Here is a 15,300-nt window from a genome sequence, read left to right as displayed (position 1 = left end):
AATGAGGTGGGAGGACTCAGATACCAGCAAGTCGCCCCCTCCTCGCTTAAAGGGCACACGCCTAAATTGCCGAACTGACGAGTTATCCACAGATCAAACCTGAAACAGGCCTAGAATCCTCTCAGAATCCCCCAAATCTAATCTGGAATCGCACAGGAATCGCGAGTCACTCAGCCACAACACCGGTGAATCACGGAATCAAAACCGCGCCGCGGTTAAAATCAGCGCTTTCCGTGCTGAGATCATCATAAAGCAACTCGACCCGTACCGTATCCACGGACCTCAATGGTAGCTCTGTATATATAGAGGCCCCGTCCGGGATCACGCCCACTGCATGTGTTGCCGGATCACACGCCGGAACTGGCCACAGCTTTTGCGCACCACCGTTTACCGAATAACGGATTTCGTAAAGACCGCAGCGCCAGCTCAGCAGATGCGTAAAATAGATCAGGTCCTGCCCCTCCCATTCGCGCACAGCAATCCAACTGGCGCGCGTGGCAGCTAGAATAGGCTTAACTTCCGTCGCCGTCAGAAACTTACCCGTTGGGGTTTGATCTTCGGCGGAGCGATCTTGCGCCACAAGCGCTGCGGGAGCCGTCATTGCAAGCGTCGCGCCAAAGAGTATCGAACCTAATAATTTCATCTAAAAATCCTCCCTCTCATCAGATTATAGCAGAACAACCGTGAAAGTCTCTTGGCGGAAATAGCGTTTTATTTGTAAGGTTTTTTTTAACCTATCGTGCAAAGAACAATAAACATGACCCAATTGGCAGATCCTCAAAGCTTTAATGTGCTCTTGATTGGACAGGCAGGTCGCCTGACTTATGAAGCGGTCTTGCTTCTGGCCTCGCTGCGCGCCAACGCTCCCGATTTCAAAGGCCGCGTTTTTGTGGCTGAACCAAGCCTTGGGCCACTGTGGCAAAAATCGCCAGCGATGCATAATAAGAATGCGCGTGAGCTGATCGAAAAACTCGGTGGTGAAGTCATACAGTTTGACAGCACCCACTTCGGCGAAGACTACCCCAACGGCAATAAAATCGAAGCACTGATGGCAATGCCGGAAGGCGAACCATTTGTCTTCTTAGATACGGACACGTTGATCACAGGGGATCTGTCACGTGTTCCGTTTGACTTTGATAAACCAGGCGCATCTTTGAAAGTTGAAGGCACCTGGCCCATCCCACCTTTATATGGTCCCGGTTACGCGGGCATATGGAAAGCGCTGTATGACCGCTTTGGATTGGACTTTGAAAGTTCACTCGATCTAAGCCAACCGGATGAATACTGGCGCCGCTATCTTTACTTCAATGCGGGCTTCTTCTTTTACAAATGCCCCAGAGCCTTCGGGGAACGCTACTTAGAGTATTCCCTATCCATTCGCGATGATACGCCCACCGAACTTGCCAGTCAGAAATTGACCCCTTGGCTGGATCAAATCGCACTTCCTCTTGTCATCCACTCCTTTGGTGGCGGACGTGACGCACTGCCTGACGGTCTGATGGATGGCGCGATTACCTGTCATTACCGCCTGCTGCCGCTTCTATATGCGCGCGAGGCTGATCATGTGGTCGAAACCCTTGAGCAAGTTACCGCCCCCAACGACATCAAGCGCGTGCTTAAGCAATATGATCCATTCAAGTTCATGATCTATCATGGGCGGGGGCAAAAGGCGCGCGCGCTCTTTGACCGCGATCACTTGCCGCGCAAAGAGCAAGCCATCCGAAACGCTTTGCGACGTAACGGATATTGGATGCGCTGACGCAGCTGTTCAGCTTTTGATTGATCCTCTGCCGTCAGGTGCTTAGACCTTTCGGGGATACTGCTCTGGAGGAAAGAATGTCTGAAGAACGCAAACTCGGCTTTGATACGCTGCAGATCCACGCGGGGGCCAACCCTGATCCGGCGACTGGCGCGCGCCAAATACCGATTTATCAAACGACCGCCTATGTCTTTCGCGATGCGGAACACGCGGCTAATCTGTTTAATCTGGCCGAAGTTGGGAACATCTATTCCCGCCTCACCAACCCTACGGTCAGCGCTCTGGCCGAACGCATCACTCATCTTGAGGGTGGCGTTGGCGGTATTTGCTGCTCGTCTGGACACGCTGCGCAGATCATGGCCCTGTTCCCATTGATGATGCCGGGCTGCAATGTTGTGGCGTCCAACCGTCTTTATGGCGGATCTGTCACACAGCTGAGCCAGACCATCAAACGGTTTGGATGGTCCGCGAAGTTTGTCGATCTAGATGACGAAGCTGCGGTCGAGGCAGCCATTGATGAAAACACCCGAGCCGTTTTCTGTGAGTCCATTGCCAATCCAGGTGGCCATATCGCCGACATCCCAGCGATCGCAGCAATTGCTGACAAAGCAGGTGTGCCGCTGATCGTTGATAACACCTCGGCCACACCCTACCTGTGTAACCCAATTGCATTGGGCGCAACATTGGTTGTGCACTCAACCACCAAATACCTGACCGGAAACGGCACAGTGACAGGCGGCGCAGTGATCGACAGCGGCAAATTTGACTGGATGCAGAACGACAAATTCCCATCCCTATCCAAACCAGAGCCGGCCTATCACGGCCTATGCTTTGGTGAGGCACTAGGTCCAATGGCTTACACATTCCACTCGATCGCCATCGGTCTGCGCGATCTGGGCATGACCATGAACCCACAAGGTGCGCATTACACCCTAATGGGTATCGAAACCCTATCATTGCGCATGGAAAAACACGTGGCCAACGCCAAGAAGGTCGCAACCTGGCTCGAGAATGACGACCGGATTGACTACGTGACCTATGCGGGGCTGGAAAGCTCCCCATCGTATAAACGGATCAAAGACATCTGCCCGAAAGGTGCTGGTGCATTGTTCACTTTCGCGGTCAAAGGCGGCTATGACGCCTGTGTGAAACTGGTCGATAGTCTTGAGCTGTTCAGCCATGTTGCAAACTTGGGCGACACGCGGTCCCTGATCATCCACTCCGCATCAACAACCCACCGTCAATTGACACCAGAACAGCAAGATGCGGCGGGCGCGTCTGCAAATGTTGTGCGTGTCTCAATTGGGACGGAAGATGCAGATGATATCATTGCTGATTTGGATCAGGCGCTGACCAAGGCGATGGCCTGATTAACTGAATAAGCAACGAACAACACATATATAATAAGAATGGGTCGCCCTAGGGCGACCCATTTTATTTTCAAATCTACTCTGCTTCTTTGATGTCAAAGACGATGCTGACGGTCGCCTGCGTGCTCAATTCACCAGCCGCCACCGGAACACCGGAATCCATCGCCATTTCTGCGCGCGCCATAAAGCGAGGTTGTGGCACCGAAATGCCGCCTTCGCTAATCGAAAGCACTGCGCCAAGCTCTACACCAGCTGCTTCTGCGTAGAGCTTAGCTTTAGATACCGCATCGGCCACAGCTTTGCGGCGTGCTTCATCCATGGCATGACTCGGATCCTGAAGTGCAAAGCTTAAGCCATTAAAGGCATTCACCCCATCACTGACCATTTCATCCAAAGCGGACCCCAAAATCGAAAGATCCCGGATACGGACACGCATTTGGTTTCCGGCCTCATATCCTTTGATGCGCGCCACATCGATCCGATTATCGCCGCGCTCCCATACAGGGTTAAGATAGAGGCTGCCGGTTTGCATGTCCCGCGGCTCTACTCCGAGACGCTCCATAATATCCAAGGCCGCTTGCGTACGTTTATTGACCTCACTCATAGCTTCTTTTGCTGTGAAGGCCTGATAGCGCGCACCCAATGAAATTACTGCCATATCTGGGGCTTGCTCAACGGTTCCCCTGCCCTGCACTGTAAGTTCACCGGCCCAAAGCGGCACCGGCAATGCAAGCGCCGTGACCAGCGCAATTTTCTGAAGGAATTGCATCAAAATCTCCCTTAGGTTTTGATCTTAGCCTCAAGCTAAGCGTTTGATCGCTAAATTACTCGGGGATAAGGGCTCTTTCCTTCCCCTTCGGCGATTTCCTGCTATAAATCTGACGCACCACGGGCAAATTCTTTTGCCAAGTACCATCCAGTGTTAGAGCACAACTATGAAACCAAATTATGCCCTGTCCCTTTCACTCGATGGCATCAAATTCTTATGCCGTTTGGATGAAGGCTGGCATCAGCTTGGCGATGTCCCGTTAGAGCACGCCGATCTTGAAGATGCGCTGCGCGGTCTTCGCCAGTTGGGGGAAGATCATGCCGGCGGTGATGCGCTATGTAAGATCATCTTGCCAAACGACCAGATCAAATATTTGACCCTACCTGGGGTCTCAATTGATCAGACCGAAACCATCACCGAAGCACTCGAGACCGCGACGCCCTATTCTTTGGACGAATTGGCGTATGATTTCGTTGAGACAACCGAAGGCGTCCAAGTCGCAGCCGTTGCGCATGAAACACTTGGAGAAGCCCTGGACTTTGCAAGCGAACATGGCTTTCACCCGGTGAGCTTTGCCGCCATCCCGGACCCAACAGAATTCAACGCAGAACCTTTTTTTGGCACCACTGGCCTCGCCAGCAGCATTATGGATGCGCCTGAGTCTGTTGGCCCTGATGATGCCGTCGTATTTGTTGTCTCGGAAGGGCCACTTGAAAAACCCACTCCAGAACCTGCGCCACCTTTTGCCTCATCGCGATTGGTCGCGACTCCAACTGATACCGGCACAGAGATCCGATTGGGTGGTGCAAAACGTGGCGTGGAAATCAACACCGATGCCACAACAATTTCGCCGTCTGCAACTGAAGACGCCCCTGAAGTAGCCCCCGCCGGAGCAACTGCACTTGCAGCGCAAGAACCACGATTTGATCCAGCAACGCTGATTGCGGGGCTCAAAAATCGCCCCGAACCATCGGGAGAATTACGTTTGCGTGGCGCGTCACGCACTTCAGAAACCGATGGCACGCAGACGATTGAGAAGCCGACAGAGCCGAAGCCAAAACAAAGCAAAAAATCTAAGAAACCAGCACCCGATCCAATCGAAATCGGTGGCAAGCCAAAATATCTTGGCGTCATTTTAATTGTTATCTTGCTTGTCTTCCTGGCAGGGGTTGCGCTTTGGTCTTCTGTATTTTCGGACGATGGCCTTGCAGGATGGTTTGGCGCAGACACTCCTGTAGAAACCATCGCGCTAGATGGCGCACAGGTCGATACGCTTGAAACCGCAGCTCTGCCGCCGGTCAACAACGAGACAATCACCGACACCGCAGAAATTGAAGCCCTGGACGACCGCGAAGGCACTCTAATCGACCCCGTGCTTGAGGCTGCGCTGCCCAGCATTACAGGCGATGCGCTTTATGCGGCCACTGGCATTTGGGATCGTTCACCGGCACAACCCATCACACCCAACAGCGAAAATGCCGAAGCGATCTATCTCGCGTCCTTTGAGACCATGCAACAAACACATGACGCCATCGCGCTGCCAACGCCTGAAAGCTTTGGCATTGATCCACAAATCGCACAGCAATCCAACCCAGTTGCAGCTGGCGTCACCTTTGATTTGGACGAAAGCGGATTGGTAGTCGCGACCGCCGCCGGTGCCATCTCGCCTGAAGGTATTTTGGTCTATCTTGGTAAGCCGGCGTCTTTGCCAGCGGCTTTCCCAGTTAGACAAGCTGCCCCAGAAGTCGTCGACACTGCGGCGATAGCTGAGGTTTCCCGTTTGGCAAGCTTCCGTCCTAAATCGCGCCCTGTCGATTTGGTTGAACAAAATGAACGCGCCACATTGGGCGGTAGCACCTTTTCTGAAATTGCAGCCATTCGGCCTAAATTGCGTCCTGAGCGCGCGGTTCAAGTGGTTTCGATCGATCCGTCTGATATTCAGGCCGCAACAGATCAGGCAGTGCTCGCCAGCATCAGACCGCAAGCCCGTCCGACTAACTTTGCCCGCACTGTCGAGCGCCAAAAGGAACAACTGGCCTCCGTTCCGGTTCCGCAATCACAAACCGTTGCGCCAAGCATTCCGACCACGGCTTCTGTCGCGCGCAATGCGACGCAGCAAAATGCGATCAACCTGCGTAAAGTCAATTTAATCGGTGTATATGGGGCCTCGAACGATCGGCGCGCCCTGGTTCGCCTATCCAATGGACGCTACAAAAAAATCAAAATCGGAGACCGGATTGACGGCGGAAAGGTCGCTGCGATCAGCACCTCCGAGCTGCGCTACGTCAAAGGCGGCCGGACCATTATTCTGAAAATGCCGCGCGGGTAGTGCAGAAAATTCTTCAATTTACATGACTTGAATCAAAGTCCCATCCCTTCATCGCCGATACATTGGCTTTGAAATGGGTGGCAGCCTTCTGCTTCCACATCATTTCTAAAGCTCTGTTAAAACAGGGTTTTATGGCAATGAAAGGAGGCCCATTATGTACAAGAATATCCTGATCCCTGTGGCACCTGATCACGCAACCTCCTATGCGCAAGCCATGAAAGTGGCGCGCAAAATGGTTGATCCAGACGGGCAAATCACGGCGCTCACCGTTTTGGAAGAAATTCCAAACTTTGTGGCGGCCCAAGTCCCACACGATGTTTATAAAAACCGCATCGCCGAAGCCGAGGACACGCTTAAATCCGAACTCGGAGAGGCCAGCGATGTCACCCCGGTTGTGGTGTCCGGCCATAGCTATCGCAGCATTTTGGAATATGCCAGCACTACGGGTGTGGACTGTATTGTCATAACATCACACCAGCCTGAATTCAGTGACTACTTGATCGGGTCCACGGCCGCGCGCGTTGTGCGTCACGCCAAATGTTGCGTTGTTGTACTGCGCTAAAAAACAGGCGGCGAACCGAAGTCCGCCGCCCAGTAGGAGGATGAGCGAGGGCAAGCAAGCCCCGCTCAGACCTAAGCCACTTATTCTGCGGCTTGAATTTCACCATTGTTGATCTGCTCTTGTTCAATGCTTTCAAACAGAGCTTTGAAGTTACCTTCGCCAAACCCATCGTCGCCTTTGCGCTGGATGAATTCGAAGAAGATTGGGCCAATCACAGTCTTGGAAAAGATCTGCAGCAGGATTTTAGTTTCGCCGCCATCCAATACGCCCTCGCCGTCGATCAGGATGCCGTGCTCCATCAACTTGTCTTTGGGCTCATCGTGGCCAGTGACACGGTCATAAGACAGATCGTAATAGGTTTCAGGTGGGCCTGGCATGAACTTCACACCTTTGTCGGCGATCTGACCAACAGAGCTATAGATGTCTTCTGACCCAACAGCGATGTGCTGAATGCCTTCGCCATTGTATTTTTTCAGATAGCTCACGATCTGACCGGTCTCGCCACGATCCTCATTGATTGGGATGCGGATTTTACCACATGGGCTGGTCAGCGCACGGGAGAACAAGCCTGTGAATTTGCCTTCGATGTCAAAGAACCGAATTTCTCGGAAGTTGAACAGATCGCCGTAGAATTTGAACCACTTGTCCATATTCCCTTTGAACACGTTGTGCGTCAGGTGATCGAGGTAGTAGAACCCGTCGCCTTCCGGCTTTGATGTCACGATCCAGTCGAATTCCTCGTTGAACGGGGATGTGTCAAAATACTGGTCAGTGAAATAGATCAGTGATCCGCCGATGCCTTTTATGGCTGGCCATGCGAGGGTTTTGTCCGCCGCTTCATATGGCTCGGCACCTTTAGACACCGCGTGCTCAAACGCCTTTTGCGCATCAACAACACGCCAGCCCATAGAGGGGGCACAAGGGCCGTGCTCTTCTACAAATCTCAGTGCAAAGCTGCCTTGCTCATTGTTTAGGATGTAAGTGATGTCGCCTTGCTGCCAAAGCTCGATCGCTTTGGATTTATGGTTGGCAACATGAGTATAGCCCATGCGGGTGAACAGAGCGCGCAGCTCTTCTGGTTCAGGATGCGCGAATTCGACGAATTCAAAGCCGTCGGTACCGGCCGGATTGAAGTCGGAAATCTCAGCGCGGGGTGCGTCATGTGGAAACGGGCCCATCAGATGCTCCTATTTTTGGGTTAAATTGTTCGCTGTCCCCACAATAGGCCAGCCCGGAAGCGCAAACGCCGCGAAGGTGCGTGCAATTTCCTATTTTTTCGCGTATAATTTTTGTGAATTCATATTTTCATGCGGGATTTTCGCGCCATGCTTGATGAAACAGACAAAAGGCTGCTTGCTGCGCTTCAAAAAGACGCTCATCTCACGGCGAACCAGCTGGGGGATTTACTGCACCTATCACCGAGCCAAGCAGGCCGTCGGCGCCAACGTTTAGAAACTGATGGCTACATTAAAAACTATGCGGCACAACTAGATCCGCAGCGCCTTGGTTTAAATGTACAAGCCTTTGTACAAATCCAACTTGGCACCCATGCGCCCGATAATTCGCTCAGCGTCGCCCGCCTGATTGGCAACCGTCCCGAAGTAATCAGCGCCTGGACACTGACCGGAGACGCCGACTATATGCTGCGCGTTTTTTGCGCAGACCTTCAGGCACTTAATAGCTTGATCCACGAAATCCTTTTGCCGCATCCTGCAGTTAGCCGTGTGCAAAGTCAGATCGTGATGGATCAATTCAAACGCGACGCCCCTCTGCCCACCTGACCCCCAGGAGCCCAAATGGAAAGTTTTCTACTACAAGCCACCATGTTTCTCTTGGCTGCGGTCCTGGCCGTTCCGCTTGCCGTGCGATTTGGCATGGGATCAGTCTTGGGATACCTGATTGCGGGCATTGTGATTGGCCCCATCTTTGGCTTTATCGGCGGGAGTGAAACAACGGATCTTCAGCATTTCGCTGAATTTGGTGTTGTGATGATGCTGTTTCTGATCGGCTTAGAGCTGGAACCTCGCGCCCTTTGGGATATGCGACACAAATTGATCGGCTTAGGTGGGCTGCAGATCACTTTAACCACATTGGCCATCGCGGGCGGGATGCTGTTGTTGCAGTATCAGTGGAGCGTCGCATTTGCAGTCGGCTTGATATTTGCTCTCTCTTCAACGGCAATTGTTCTGCAAACTCTGGCAGAAAAGGGATTGATGCAGACGTCCGGCGGACGCGCAACGTTTTCCGTACTTTTGACACAGGATATCGCGGTCATCCCTATGTTGGCCTTCCTGCCGCTTTTGGCTTTACCTACCACAGCAACTTTTGCGCCGGATGGTTCAGTGACACGCCCATCAGACTCTGCACATGACGCGCATCATTCATTGTCATTGGTCGAAGGCTTGCCAGCCTGGGGCGTGACCCTCGTTACTCTTGGGGCCATCGTGGCCGTGATCTTGGCTGGCATCTATCTGATCCGTCCACTGTTTCGCTTCATTGCTGGCGCGCATCTGCGCGAGATTTACACAGCCACAGCCCTTTTGATCGTGATTGGCATCGCCGTTTTAATGACGCTCGTTGGCCTGTCGCCTGCTTTGGGCACTTTTCTAGCGGGCGTTGTTTTAGCAAACTCTGAATTCCGGCATGAGCTCGAAAGCGACATCGAACCCTTTAAGGGGCTTCTGCTTGGCCTGTTCTTCATAACTGTTGGCGCGCAGATTGATTTCAACAACTTGCTCAGCGATCCCGTGAACATCCTAGGGCTGACCCTGTCGGTGATCGCGCTAAAGATGCTGATCCTCTACGGGCTGGGGCTGGCGTTCAAATTGAAAAGCCGCAATCGCTGGCTCTTTGCGCTGGGGCTGGCGCAGGCTGGGGAATTTGGCTTCGTGTTGATCTCTTTCGCAGTACAACAGCATGTGTTGCCAACAGCGCTAAGCGAAACGCTGTTGCTGGTGGTCGCATTGTCGATGCTGATCACACCTCTTTTGTTTATCTTGTACGAAGTGGTTTCGAACCGAATGCAGGATGAGCATCATGAAACTGCGGCCGATGAAATTGACGAAACCGGCCAAGTGATCATCGCAGGCATTGGACGCTTTGGTCAGATTGTAAACCGCCTCGTGCGCGCTTCCGGCTTTGACACCGTTGTTCTGGATCACGACATGGAAGCCATTCAGGCGATGCGCAAATTTGGCGTGAAAGGCTTCTTTGGCGACCCAACACGACCAGAGATGCTGCACGCTGCAGGTTTGGAAGAAGCGCGGGTTCTCGTGGTCGCGCTGGATGATCCGGATGCGGCGATCAAGCTGATTGAACACGCTCGCCGGGAACGATCCGATTTACATATTGTCGCGCGCGCTAGAGACCGCGTCGAAGTGTTTCGTCTGTATCAGGCAGGCGCCAATGATATCGTACGTGAGATGTTTGACAGTAGCCTGCGCGCAGGTCGCTACGTCTTAGAGAACGTGGGTTTGACTGATTACGAAGCCAGTCAGGCCGAACAAACCTTTTACCATCATGACCGCCATGCGGTGCGCGAACTGGCGCAATTGTGGGACCCAACCCGACCTGGCTCACAAAATCCTGAATACGTCGCGCGTGCCAAGGAGCTTGAAAAAGACCTACAAACTCTGCTGACAGCACAGCTTGAGAAGCAAACCGCAGCAGAGTAAGGGGCTTTGCCCCCGAGGGAACCTAGTTCCCTCTCCCATAGGATACTTTGGCAAGAAGAAACGCAGCTTAGCCGTCAGACACGCCCGCTTCAGCGAAGGTGGCCATCCCGGAATGGCAGGCCACTGCTGATTTCAGAATGTTGATCGCCAAGGCACCACCAGAAGCTTCACCCAAACGCATATTCATCGCAAGAAGTGGCTCTTTGCCCAAATTTTTCAGCACGTTGAAATGTGCAGCTTCAGCGGAAACGTGGCCAGCAACGGCATGATCAAGGGCAGTATTGATTTCTGCGGCCAAAGTGGCAGCTGCTGCCGTGCAGATAAATCCATCCAAGATGACAGGGATACGGGCGCTGCGCGCTTTGGCAATGGCACCCGCCATTGCGGCTAGTTCACGCCCACCTAGACAGCGCAGCACTTCAAGGCCGGCACGGTCTGGATTGGCTGCGAGACCTTCGGTGACAACACGTTCTTTATTTGCAAGGCCTGCGTCATCAACACCAGTGCCTCGTCCAACCCAATCAGCCGCTTCGCCGCCATAAAGCGCGTTTAGGATCGCAGCGCCTGACGTCGTATTGCCAATGCCCATTTCGCCAACAACCAGAAGATCAGTAGCCTCATCCACAGCATTCCAGCCTGTCTGCAAAGCCGCGACGACCTCGGCTTCGCTCATCGCTGGACCTTTGGTGAAATCTGCTGTTGGCGTATCCAAATCCAGCGCATGCACCGAAAGCGTTGCGCCAGCGGCGCGAGACAACTGATTGATCGCTGCCCCTCCATGTTGGAAGTTCAGTACCATTTGCTCGGTCACTTCCGCCGGAAAGGCCGAGACGCCCTGCGTTGTAACACCGTGGTTGCCCGCAAAGACAATCACCTGTGGGTTCGCGATTTCTGGGCGAGGGTTTGCACGCCAGCCTGCATACCAGATCGCCAGATCTTCCAATCGACCCAAGGCACCCGGAGGTTTGGTCAACTGGCCATTGCGCGCTTCTGCTTCGCCTAGGGCTTTGGCATCAGACACAGGAGCATCACTCAAAAGTTTGCGAAAGGCGTCGAGCGTGGAAAATGCGGCGGTCATGGCAGGGTCCTCGTGTCATGGCTTGATCTGATCGTGCCATCTGGGCTTGTCTCAGTGCTGGCAAGCTGTTTACCTGATGAGGCGCATCGAACAAGTCTGGAAAGGACATCCAAGTGCAAAAGGACGACATGTCGCTTGTGACGTTAGGGGATATTCGCACATCGATTGCACTGCTGACGCGCATTCCCGTCAAAGCGGAATTTGACCGCGTATCACGCGCGGCATGGGCTTATCCTCTCGCCGGGCTGGCGGTCGCGATGATCGCGAGTGTTGTCACTTTTCTACTGCTTTGGATGGGCATTGCCCCGGCGATCGCCGCTGGGTTTTGGATCACATCCACCATCGTTTTGACAGGCGCCATGCATGAAGACGGCCTGGCAGATTGCGCTGACGGCTTCTGGGGCGGGTTTGACAAGAGCCGTCGTCTTGAAATCATGAAGGACAGCCAGATTGGCAGCTATGGCGTCATCGCCCTGGTCTTGTCGATTGGCATACGCTGGTTCGCGGTGACATTACTCATTCAGACCGGAGACTGGTTCTGGGTTTTATTTGCGCTCGAAGTGCTTTCCCGCAGTGCCATGCCAGCCATTATGCACAGCCTGCCACATGCCAGAGACACAGGATTGTCGCATGCCCAAGGCCGTCCCCCGATGCAAACTGTAGCGTTAGCAGCTGGTATGGGCTTTGCCATCAGCTTTGTCTGCCTTGGTTGGGTTGCCTTTCAGCTTATTGTTTTGCTCGGTGTTGTGACCTTCGCTATGGGGGTCCTATCGCAGCGAAAAATCGATGGGCAAACAGGGGATGTGCTGGGGGCCACACAGCAGATTACGCTGCTGACGGCATTGATCATCTTGGCTTAAAGCCCCGCGACTTGCCGCATGAAAACAAGAGCGATGACACTTAATACAATGGCTGGCAGCATCGACATCCGCATGGAAAATAAACAGACCAGCGCGATGGCCAATGCGTCAGGCCATTGTCCTGTCAGGATTGTTGGGGCCACCAAAGCCGACAGCACCGCGATGGGAACCGCATTCAGCGCGGCCTCGACACGGTGATTCACCGTCCCGAAATAGGACATCAGAACATAGCCGCCACTACGCACTGCAAAGGTGATCAAGGCACATAGGAAAATCAGCAAATATGTATCAGGCATGTTGCGCCCCGGTATTTTGAATTAGGTCTGGGTCTGGCTTGCTTAGAATGGCGGCGACCAAGATTCCGCTCAGGCCGCCGAAAGTGATGTGCCAAGGGCTACCAATAGTGAAAAAGGCGAGGATTGATACCGAAACGCTGACAACTAAAACTGTCGCAAATCGCGGTTTGCGACGAAAGCCAAACACCAGAACAGCAAAAAACATGGGGAGGATGAGATCCATCCCAAAGCGGCTGGTGTCTCCAAGTAGTTTCCCAAAGAGTCCACCCAAAAGGTTTGCAATCATCCAAGCGATATACACACAGATTGCGTAGCTAAAATAGTAAGTAGGTGTGATGGGTTTGGTCGTGTGGCGCGCCTCGCAAGTTGCATATTGCGGATCAATCAACAGAAAAAATGCCATAATCTTTTGCAGCGGGCTGAACCCTCCTATCCAACGCACTGAAGCAGCCGAATAAAGAACATGGCGAAAGTTCACGGCTAAAACAGCCAAAAGGATCGACCAAATGGGCAACCCCTGCACCATCAAATCCAGCATCACGTATTGGCTGGCCACTGCGTAAATGCTGCCTGAGGTCACCATTAGCTGCGTTAGTGTCATGCCCTGATCGATCGCCAGCGCTCCAAACACAGCTGAATAAGGGGCAATCGCACTGGCCACAGGCAGCACATCTTTCAATGCGTCTTTGACTTCAGACATCTTGGTTCCAAACCGACAAATCGAACGTTGTTCGGCAACATGAACGGCGTTGCTGCGTTTGTCAAACCGAACTATGTTCTTTTAATCGAACAAGAGCAGGAATTGCCCGTGACCCCAGCCACATTGATTGCCCGCGCCATTCAACGCGAACGCTCAAAGGCAAGGATCAGCCTATCCGCACTCGCTCAGCAAGCGGGGTTGGCAAAATCAACGCTGTCTCAATTGGAATCGGGGCAAGGTAATCCCAGTATTGAAACGCTTTGGGCCATTGCTGAAGTGCTCGGCGTGCCTTTCAGCCATCTTTTTGAGCTACCGGTGAATGAAGTTAAACTTGTACGTTCAAATGAAGGAGAAGAAGTCCCGTCGGAATCTGCTGACTTCCAAACCATTGTACTTGATAAGTGCCCGCCAAATCGCTGTCGCGACCTTTACCGTGCAACGATCACGCGTGGCGACGTGCGCCACGCCACGGCGCACCCTACCGGCACGGTTGAACATATCTTTGTCATTTCAGGACAGGCTCGAATCGGGCCAGAAGATGCTGCCGAAGACCTTAATGAAGGCGATTACTTCCGCTACCCAGCTGATGTACCGCATTTCTATCAAGCAATCACAGAGACGGCTTTACTGGTCGTGGTAATGGAAAGTCCCGCCTGAGAGGCGCGGCGTCCACCCAAACACGTTTCAACCAATTATAAAAAACCGCGCCCAAAGGCGCGGCCTAACTGTTTCTTTACGTTGCAAAGTTTACGCTGCGCGCGTCATCAACACATCGTCGACTTGCTTGGCTGCAGCGACTTCGTCGCCGCCAGCAACAGCCGCAACTTCGCGGGTCAGGCGCTCCAACGCTGCTTCATAAAGCTGACGCTCTGAATAGCTTTGTTCACGCTGATCATCGGTACGGTGCAAATCGCGCACAACTTCCGCAATCGCGATCAGGTCACCAGAGTTGATCTTTTGCTCATATTCTTGAGCACGACGAGACCACATGGCGCGCTTGACCTTTGCCTTACCCTTTAGAGTTTTCATGGCTTGGTTGATCACGTCAGGCGAGCTGAGCCCACGCATGCCGATGTCAGTCGCCTTATGGGTCGGAACCCGCAAGGTCATCTTGTCTTTTTCAAATGAAATTACAAATAGTTCCAGCTCAATGCCGGCGATTTCCTGTTCCTCGATGGATACAATTTGTCCCACGCCATGGGCCGGGTAAACCACGTAATCGTTCGGGCGGAATTCATTCTTTTTCGATTTGCTCATGCAGTCCTTCCTAACAGAGCGCGTCACAGAAAAGATCTGCGTTGCGGAAATGAGGGCTCCGCATCGAGGATCAACTATGGCGCAAAAAACCATCCGTGGCAGCAGGCCAGCAGGATGGCATCGGTGGTCATATATCTTTGTTACATAACCATAGCACAAAATTGCCCCTGATAGAAGCGCACCGGCTTAAATCAGGGTGTTTCTTAAGCAATTTCATACCCTTACAAGAGAAAAGCGTAGCAAAATCTATTGCTACGCCTGCGAATCGCTTAGATTTTCTTGATTTTAGAGGGCCTTAGCCACCTTCACCCGGCGCTTCAGAGAAGTACTTCTCCATTTTGCCTTCTTCGCCGTCTTTCTCTTCATAACCCGGCATCGGGTCTTTCTTAGAGATGATCACCGGCCAGATTTCCGCGTATTTGCGGTTAAACTCGACCCATTTTTCCATCTCTGGCTCAGTGTCCGGGCGGATTGCATCCGCTGGGCATTCAGGTTCACAAACGCCGCAGTCAATGCACTCATCCGGGTGAATAACCAGAGTGTTCTCACCCTCGTAGAAACAATCCACAGGGCAGACTTCGACGCAGTCGGTATATTTGCAGGCGATGCAGTTTTCTGTGACGACGTAGGTCATGGGTACTTCGAT

The 15,300-nt window shown here is 52.9% G+C and carries 16 protein-coding genes; 8 read left to right on the top strand and 8 right to left on the bottom strand.

The genetic code is table 11. The features are described from left to right. Nucleotides 1-190: 190 nt before the first annotated feature. Nucleotides 191-643 (bottom strand): hypothetical protein, encoded by a 453-nt coding sequence (locus tag JXQ85_RS04730; protein WP_421747730.1) that lies wholly within the window; start codon nucleotides 641-643, stop codon nucleotides 191-193. Between the two features lie 114 nt (nucleotides 644-757). On the opposite strand from JXQ85_RS04730, the gene JXQ85_RS04725 reads away from it, so the two are divergent. Further along, entirely contained in the window at nucleotides 758-1,759 is a 1,002-nt protein-coding gene (locus JXQ85_RS04725; RefSeq protein WP_421747729.1) for a hypothetical protein, read from the top strand. 77 nt (nucleotides 1,760-1,836) lie between these two features. After that, nucleotides 1,837-3,129 (top strand): O-acetylhomoserine aminocarboxypropyltransferase/cysteine synthase family protein, encoded by a 1,293-nt coding sequence (locus JXQ85_RS04720; protein WP_421747728.1) that lies wholly within the window; start codon nucleotides 1,837-1,839, stop codon nucleotides 3,127-3,129. Between the two features lie 76 nt (nucleotides 3,130-3,205). On the opposite strand, the gene JXQ85_RS04715 is transcribed toward JXQ85_RS04720, so the two are convergent. Further along, nucleotides 3,206-3,898 carry an SIMPL domain-containing protein gene (locus JXQ85_RS04715; RefSeq protein ID WP_421747727.1) on the bottom strand — a complete coding sequence of 231 codons (693 nt, stop codon included), beginning with the start codon at nucleotides 3,896-3,898 and terminating at the stop codon, nucleotides 3,206-3,208. A 166-nt stretch (nucleotides 3,899-4,064) separates the two neighbouring features. Here JXQ85_RS04715 and JXQ85_RS04710 point away from each other — a divergent pair, with 166 nt between their 5' ends. Together JXQ85_RS04710 and JXQ85_RS04705 are read left to right on the top strand one after the other, a co-directional pair. Then, a complete protein-coding gene (locus JXQ85_RS04710) occupies nucleotides 4,065-6,227 on the top strand; it encodes a hypothetical protein (protein WP_421747726.1) in 2,163 nt (720 codons plus the stop codon). 154 nt (nucleotides 6,228-6,381) lie between these two features. Next, on the top strand, nucleotides 6,382-6,789 hold the full coding sequence (locus tag JXQ85_RS04705) for a universal stress protein (protein ID WP_421747725.1): 408 nt from the start codon (nucleotides 6,382-6,384) through the stop codon (nucleotides 6,787-6,789). Between the two features lie 80 nt (nucleotides 6,790-6,869). Here JXQ85_RS04705 and hppD read toward each other — a convergent pair whose 3' ends face one another. Continuing rightward, on the bottom strand, nucleotides 6,870-7,967 hold the full coding sequence (hppD, locus tag JXQ85_RS04700; RefSeq protein ID WP_421747724.1) for a 4-hydroxyphenylpyruvate dioxygenase: 1,098 nt from the start codon (nucleotides 7,965-7,967) through the stop codon (nucleotides 6,870-6,872). A gap of 147 nt (nucleotides 7,968-8,114) precedes the next feature. Here hppD and JXQ85_RS04695 point away from each other — a divergent pair, with 147 nt between their 5' ends. Next, nucleotides 8,115-8,570: an Lrp/AsnC family transcriptional regulator gene (locus JXQ85_RS04695; protein WP_421747723.1), complete on the top strand. Its 456-nt coding sequence runs from the start codon at nucleotides 8,115-8,117 to the stop codon at nucleotides 8,568-8,570. 15 nt (nucleotides 8,571-8,585) lie between these two features. After that, nucleotides 8,586-10,463, top strand: a complete 1,878-nt coding sequence (locus JXQ85_RS04690) for a monovalent cation:proton antiporter-2 (CPA2) family protein (protein WP_421747722.1) — start codon at nucleotides 8,586-8,588, stop codon at nucleotides 10,461-10,463. A 67-nt stretch (nucleotides 10,464-10,530) separates the two neighbouring features. Here the strand turns inward: JXQ85_RS04690 and cobT are convergent, their stop codons facing one another. Beyond that, nucleotides 10,531-11,541, bottom strand: coding sequence for a nicotinate-nucleotide--dimethylbenzimidazole phosphoribosyltransferase (gene cobT, locus JXQ85_RS04685; RefSeq protein WP_421747721.1), 1,011 nt, complete (start codon nucleotides 11,539-11,541; stop codon nucleotides 10,531-10,533). A 113-nt stretch (nucleotides 11,542-11,654) separates the two neighbouring features. Between cobT and cobS the strand changes: the two genes are divergently transcribed. Beyond that, nucleotides 11,655-12,401: an adenosylcobinamide-GDP ribazoletransferase gene (gene cobS, locus JXQ85_RS04680; RefSeq protein WP_421747720.1), complete on the top strand. Its 747-nt coding sequence runs from the start codon at nucleotides 11,655-11,657 to the stop codon at nucleotides 12,399-12,401. Here the strand turns inward: cobS and JXQ85_RS04675 are convergent. Together JXQ85_RS04675 and JXQ85_RS04670 are read right to left on the bottom strand one after the other, a co-directional pair. Further along, the gene (locus JXQ85_RS04675) at nucleotides 12,398-12,697 is read right to left on the bottom strand and encodes an AzlD family protein (protein ID WP_421747719.1); all 300 of its coding nucleotides are present in this window, start codon (nucleotides 12,695-12,697) and stop codon (nucleotides 12,398-12,400) included. The genes cobS and JXQ85_RS04675 overlap by 4 nt on opposite strands. Further along, entirely contained in the window at nucleotides 12,690-13,397 is a 708-nt protein-coding gene (locus JXQ85_RS04670; protein ID WP_421747718.1) for an AzlC family ABC transporter permease, read from the bottom strand. Before JXQ85_RS04670 ends, JXQ85_RS04675 begins: the two co-directional genes overlap by 8 nt. Before the next feature lie 108 nt (nucleotides 13,398-13,505). On the opposite strand from JXQ85_RS04670, the gene JXQ85_RS04665 reads away from it, so the two are divergent. Further along, the gene (locus tag JXQ85_RS04665) at nucleotides 13,506-14,054 is read left to right on the top strand and encodes a helix-turn-helix domain-containing protein (RefSeq protein ID WP_421747717.1); all 549 of its coding nucleotides are present in this window, start codon (nucleotides 13,506-13,508) and stop codon (nucleotides 14,052-14,054) included. 90 nt (nucleotides 14,055-14,144) lie between these two features. Here JXQ85_RS04665 and JXQ85_RS04660 read toward each other — a convergent pair whose 3' ends face one another. Both JXQ85_RS04660 and fdxA read right to left on the bottom strand, forming a co-directional pair. Next, nucleotides 14,145-14,654 carry a CarD family transcriptional regulator gene (locus tag JXQ85_RS04660; RefSeq protein ID WP_421747716.1) on the bottom strand — a complete coding sequence of 170 codons (510 nt, stop codon included), beginning with the start codon at nucleotides 14,652-14,654 and terminating at the stop codon, nucleotides 14,145-14,147. Between the two features lie 295 nt (nucleotides 14,655-14,949). Next, nucleotides 14,950-15,288, bottom strand: a complete 339-nt coding sequence (gene fdxA / locus JXQ85_RS04655) for a ferredoxin FdxA (protein ID WP_421747715.1) — start codon at nucleotides 15,286-15,288, stop codon at nucleotides 14,950-14,952. Nucleotides 15,289-15,300 lie beyond the last annotated feature (12 nt).

This window comes from Cognatishimia sp. (assembly GCF_049116455.1).
In the GTDB taxonomy this organism is placed as follows: Bacteria; Pseudomonadota; Alphaproteobacteria; order Rhodobacterales; family Rhodobacteraceae; genus Cognatishimia.
Note: the sequence above shows the minus strand (reverse complement) of the source record. Positions and strands in the feature narration are given on the sequence as shown.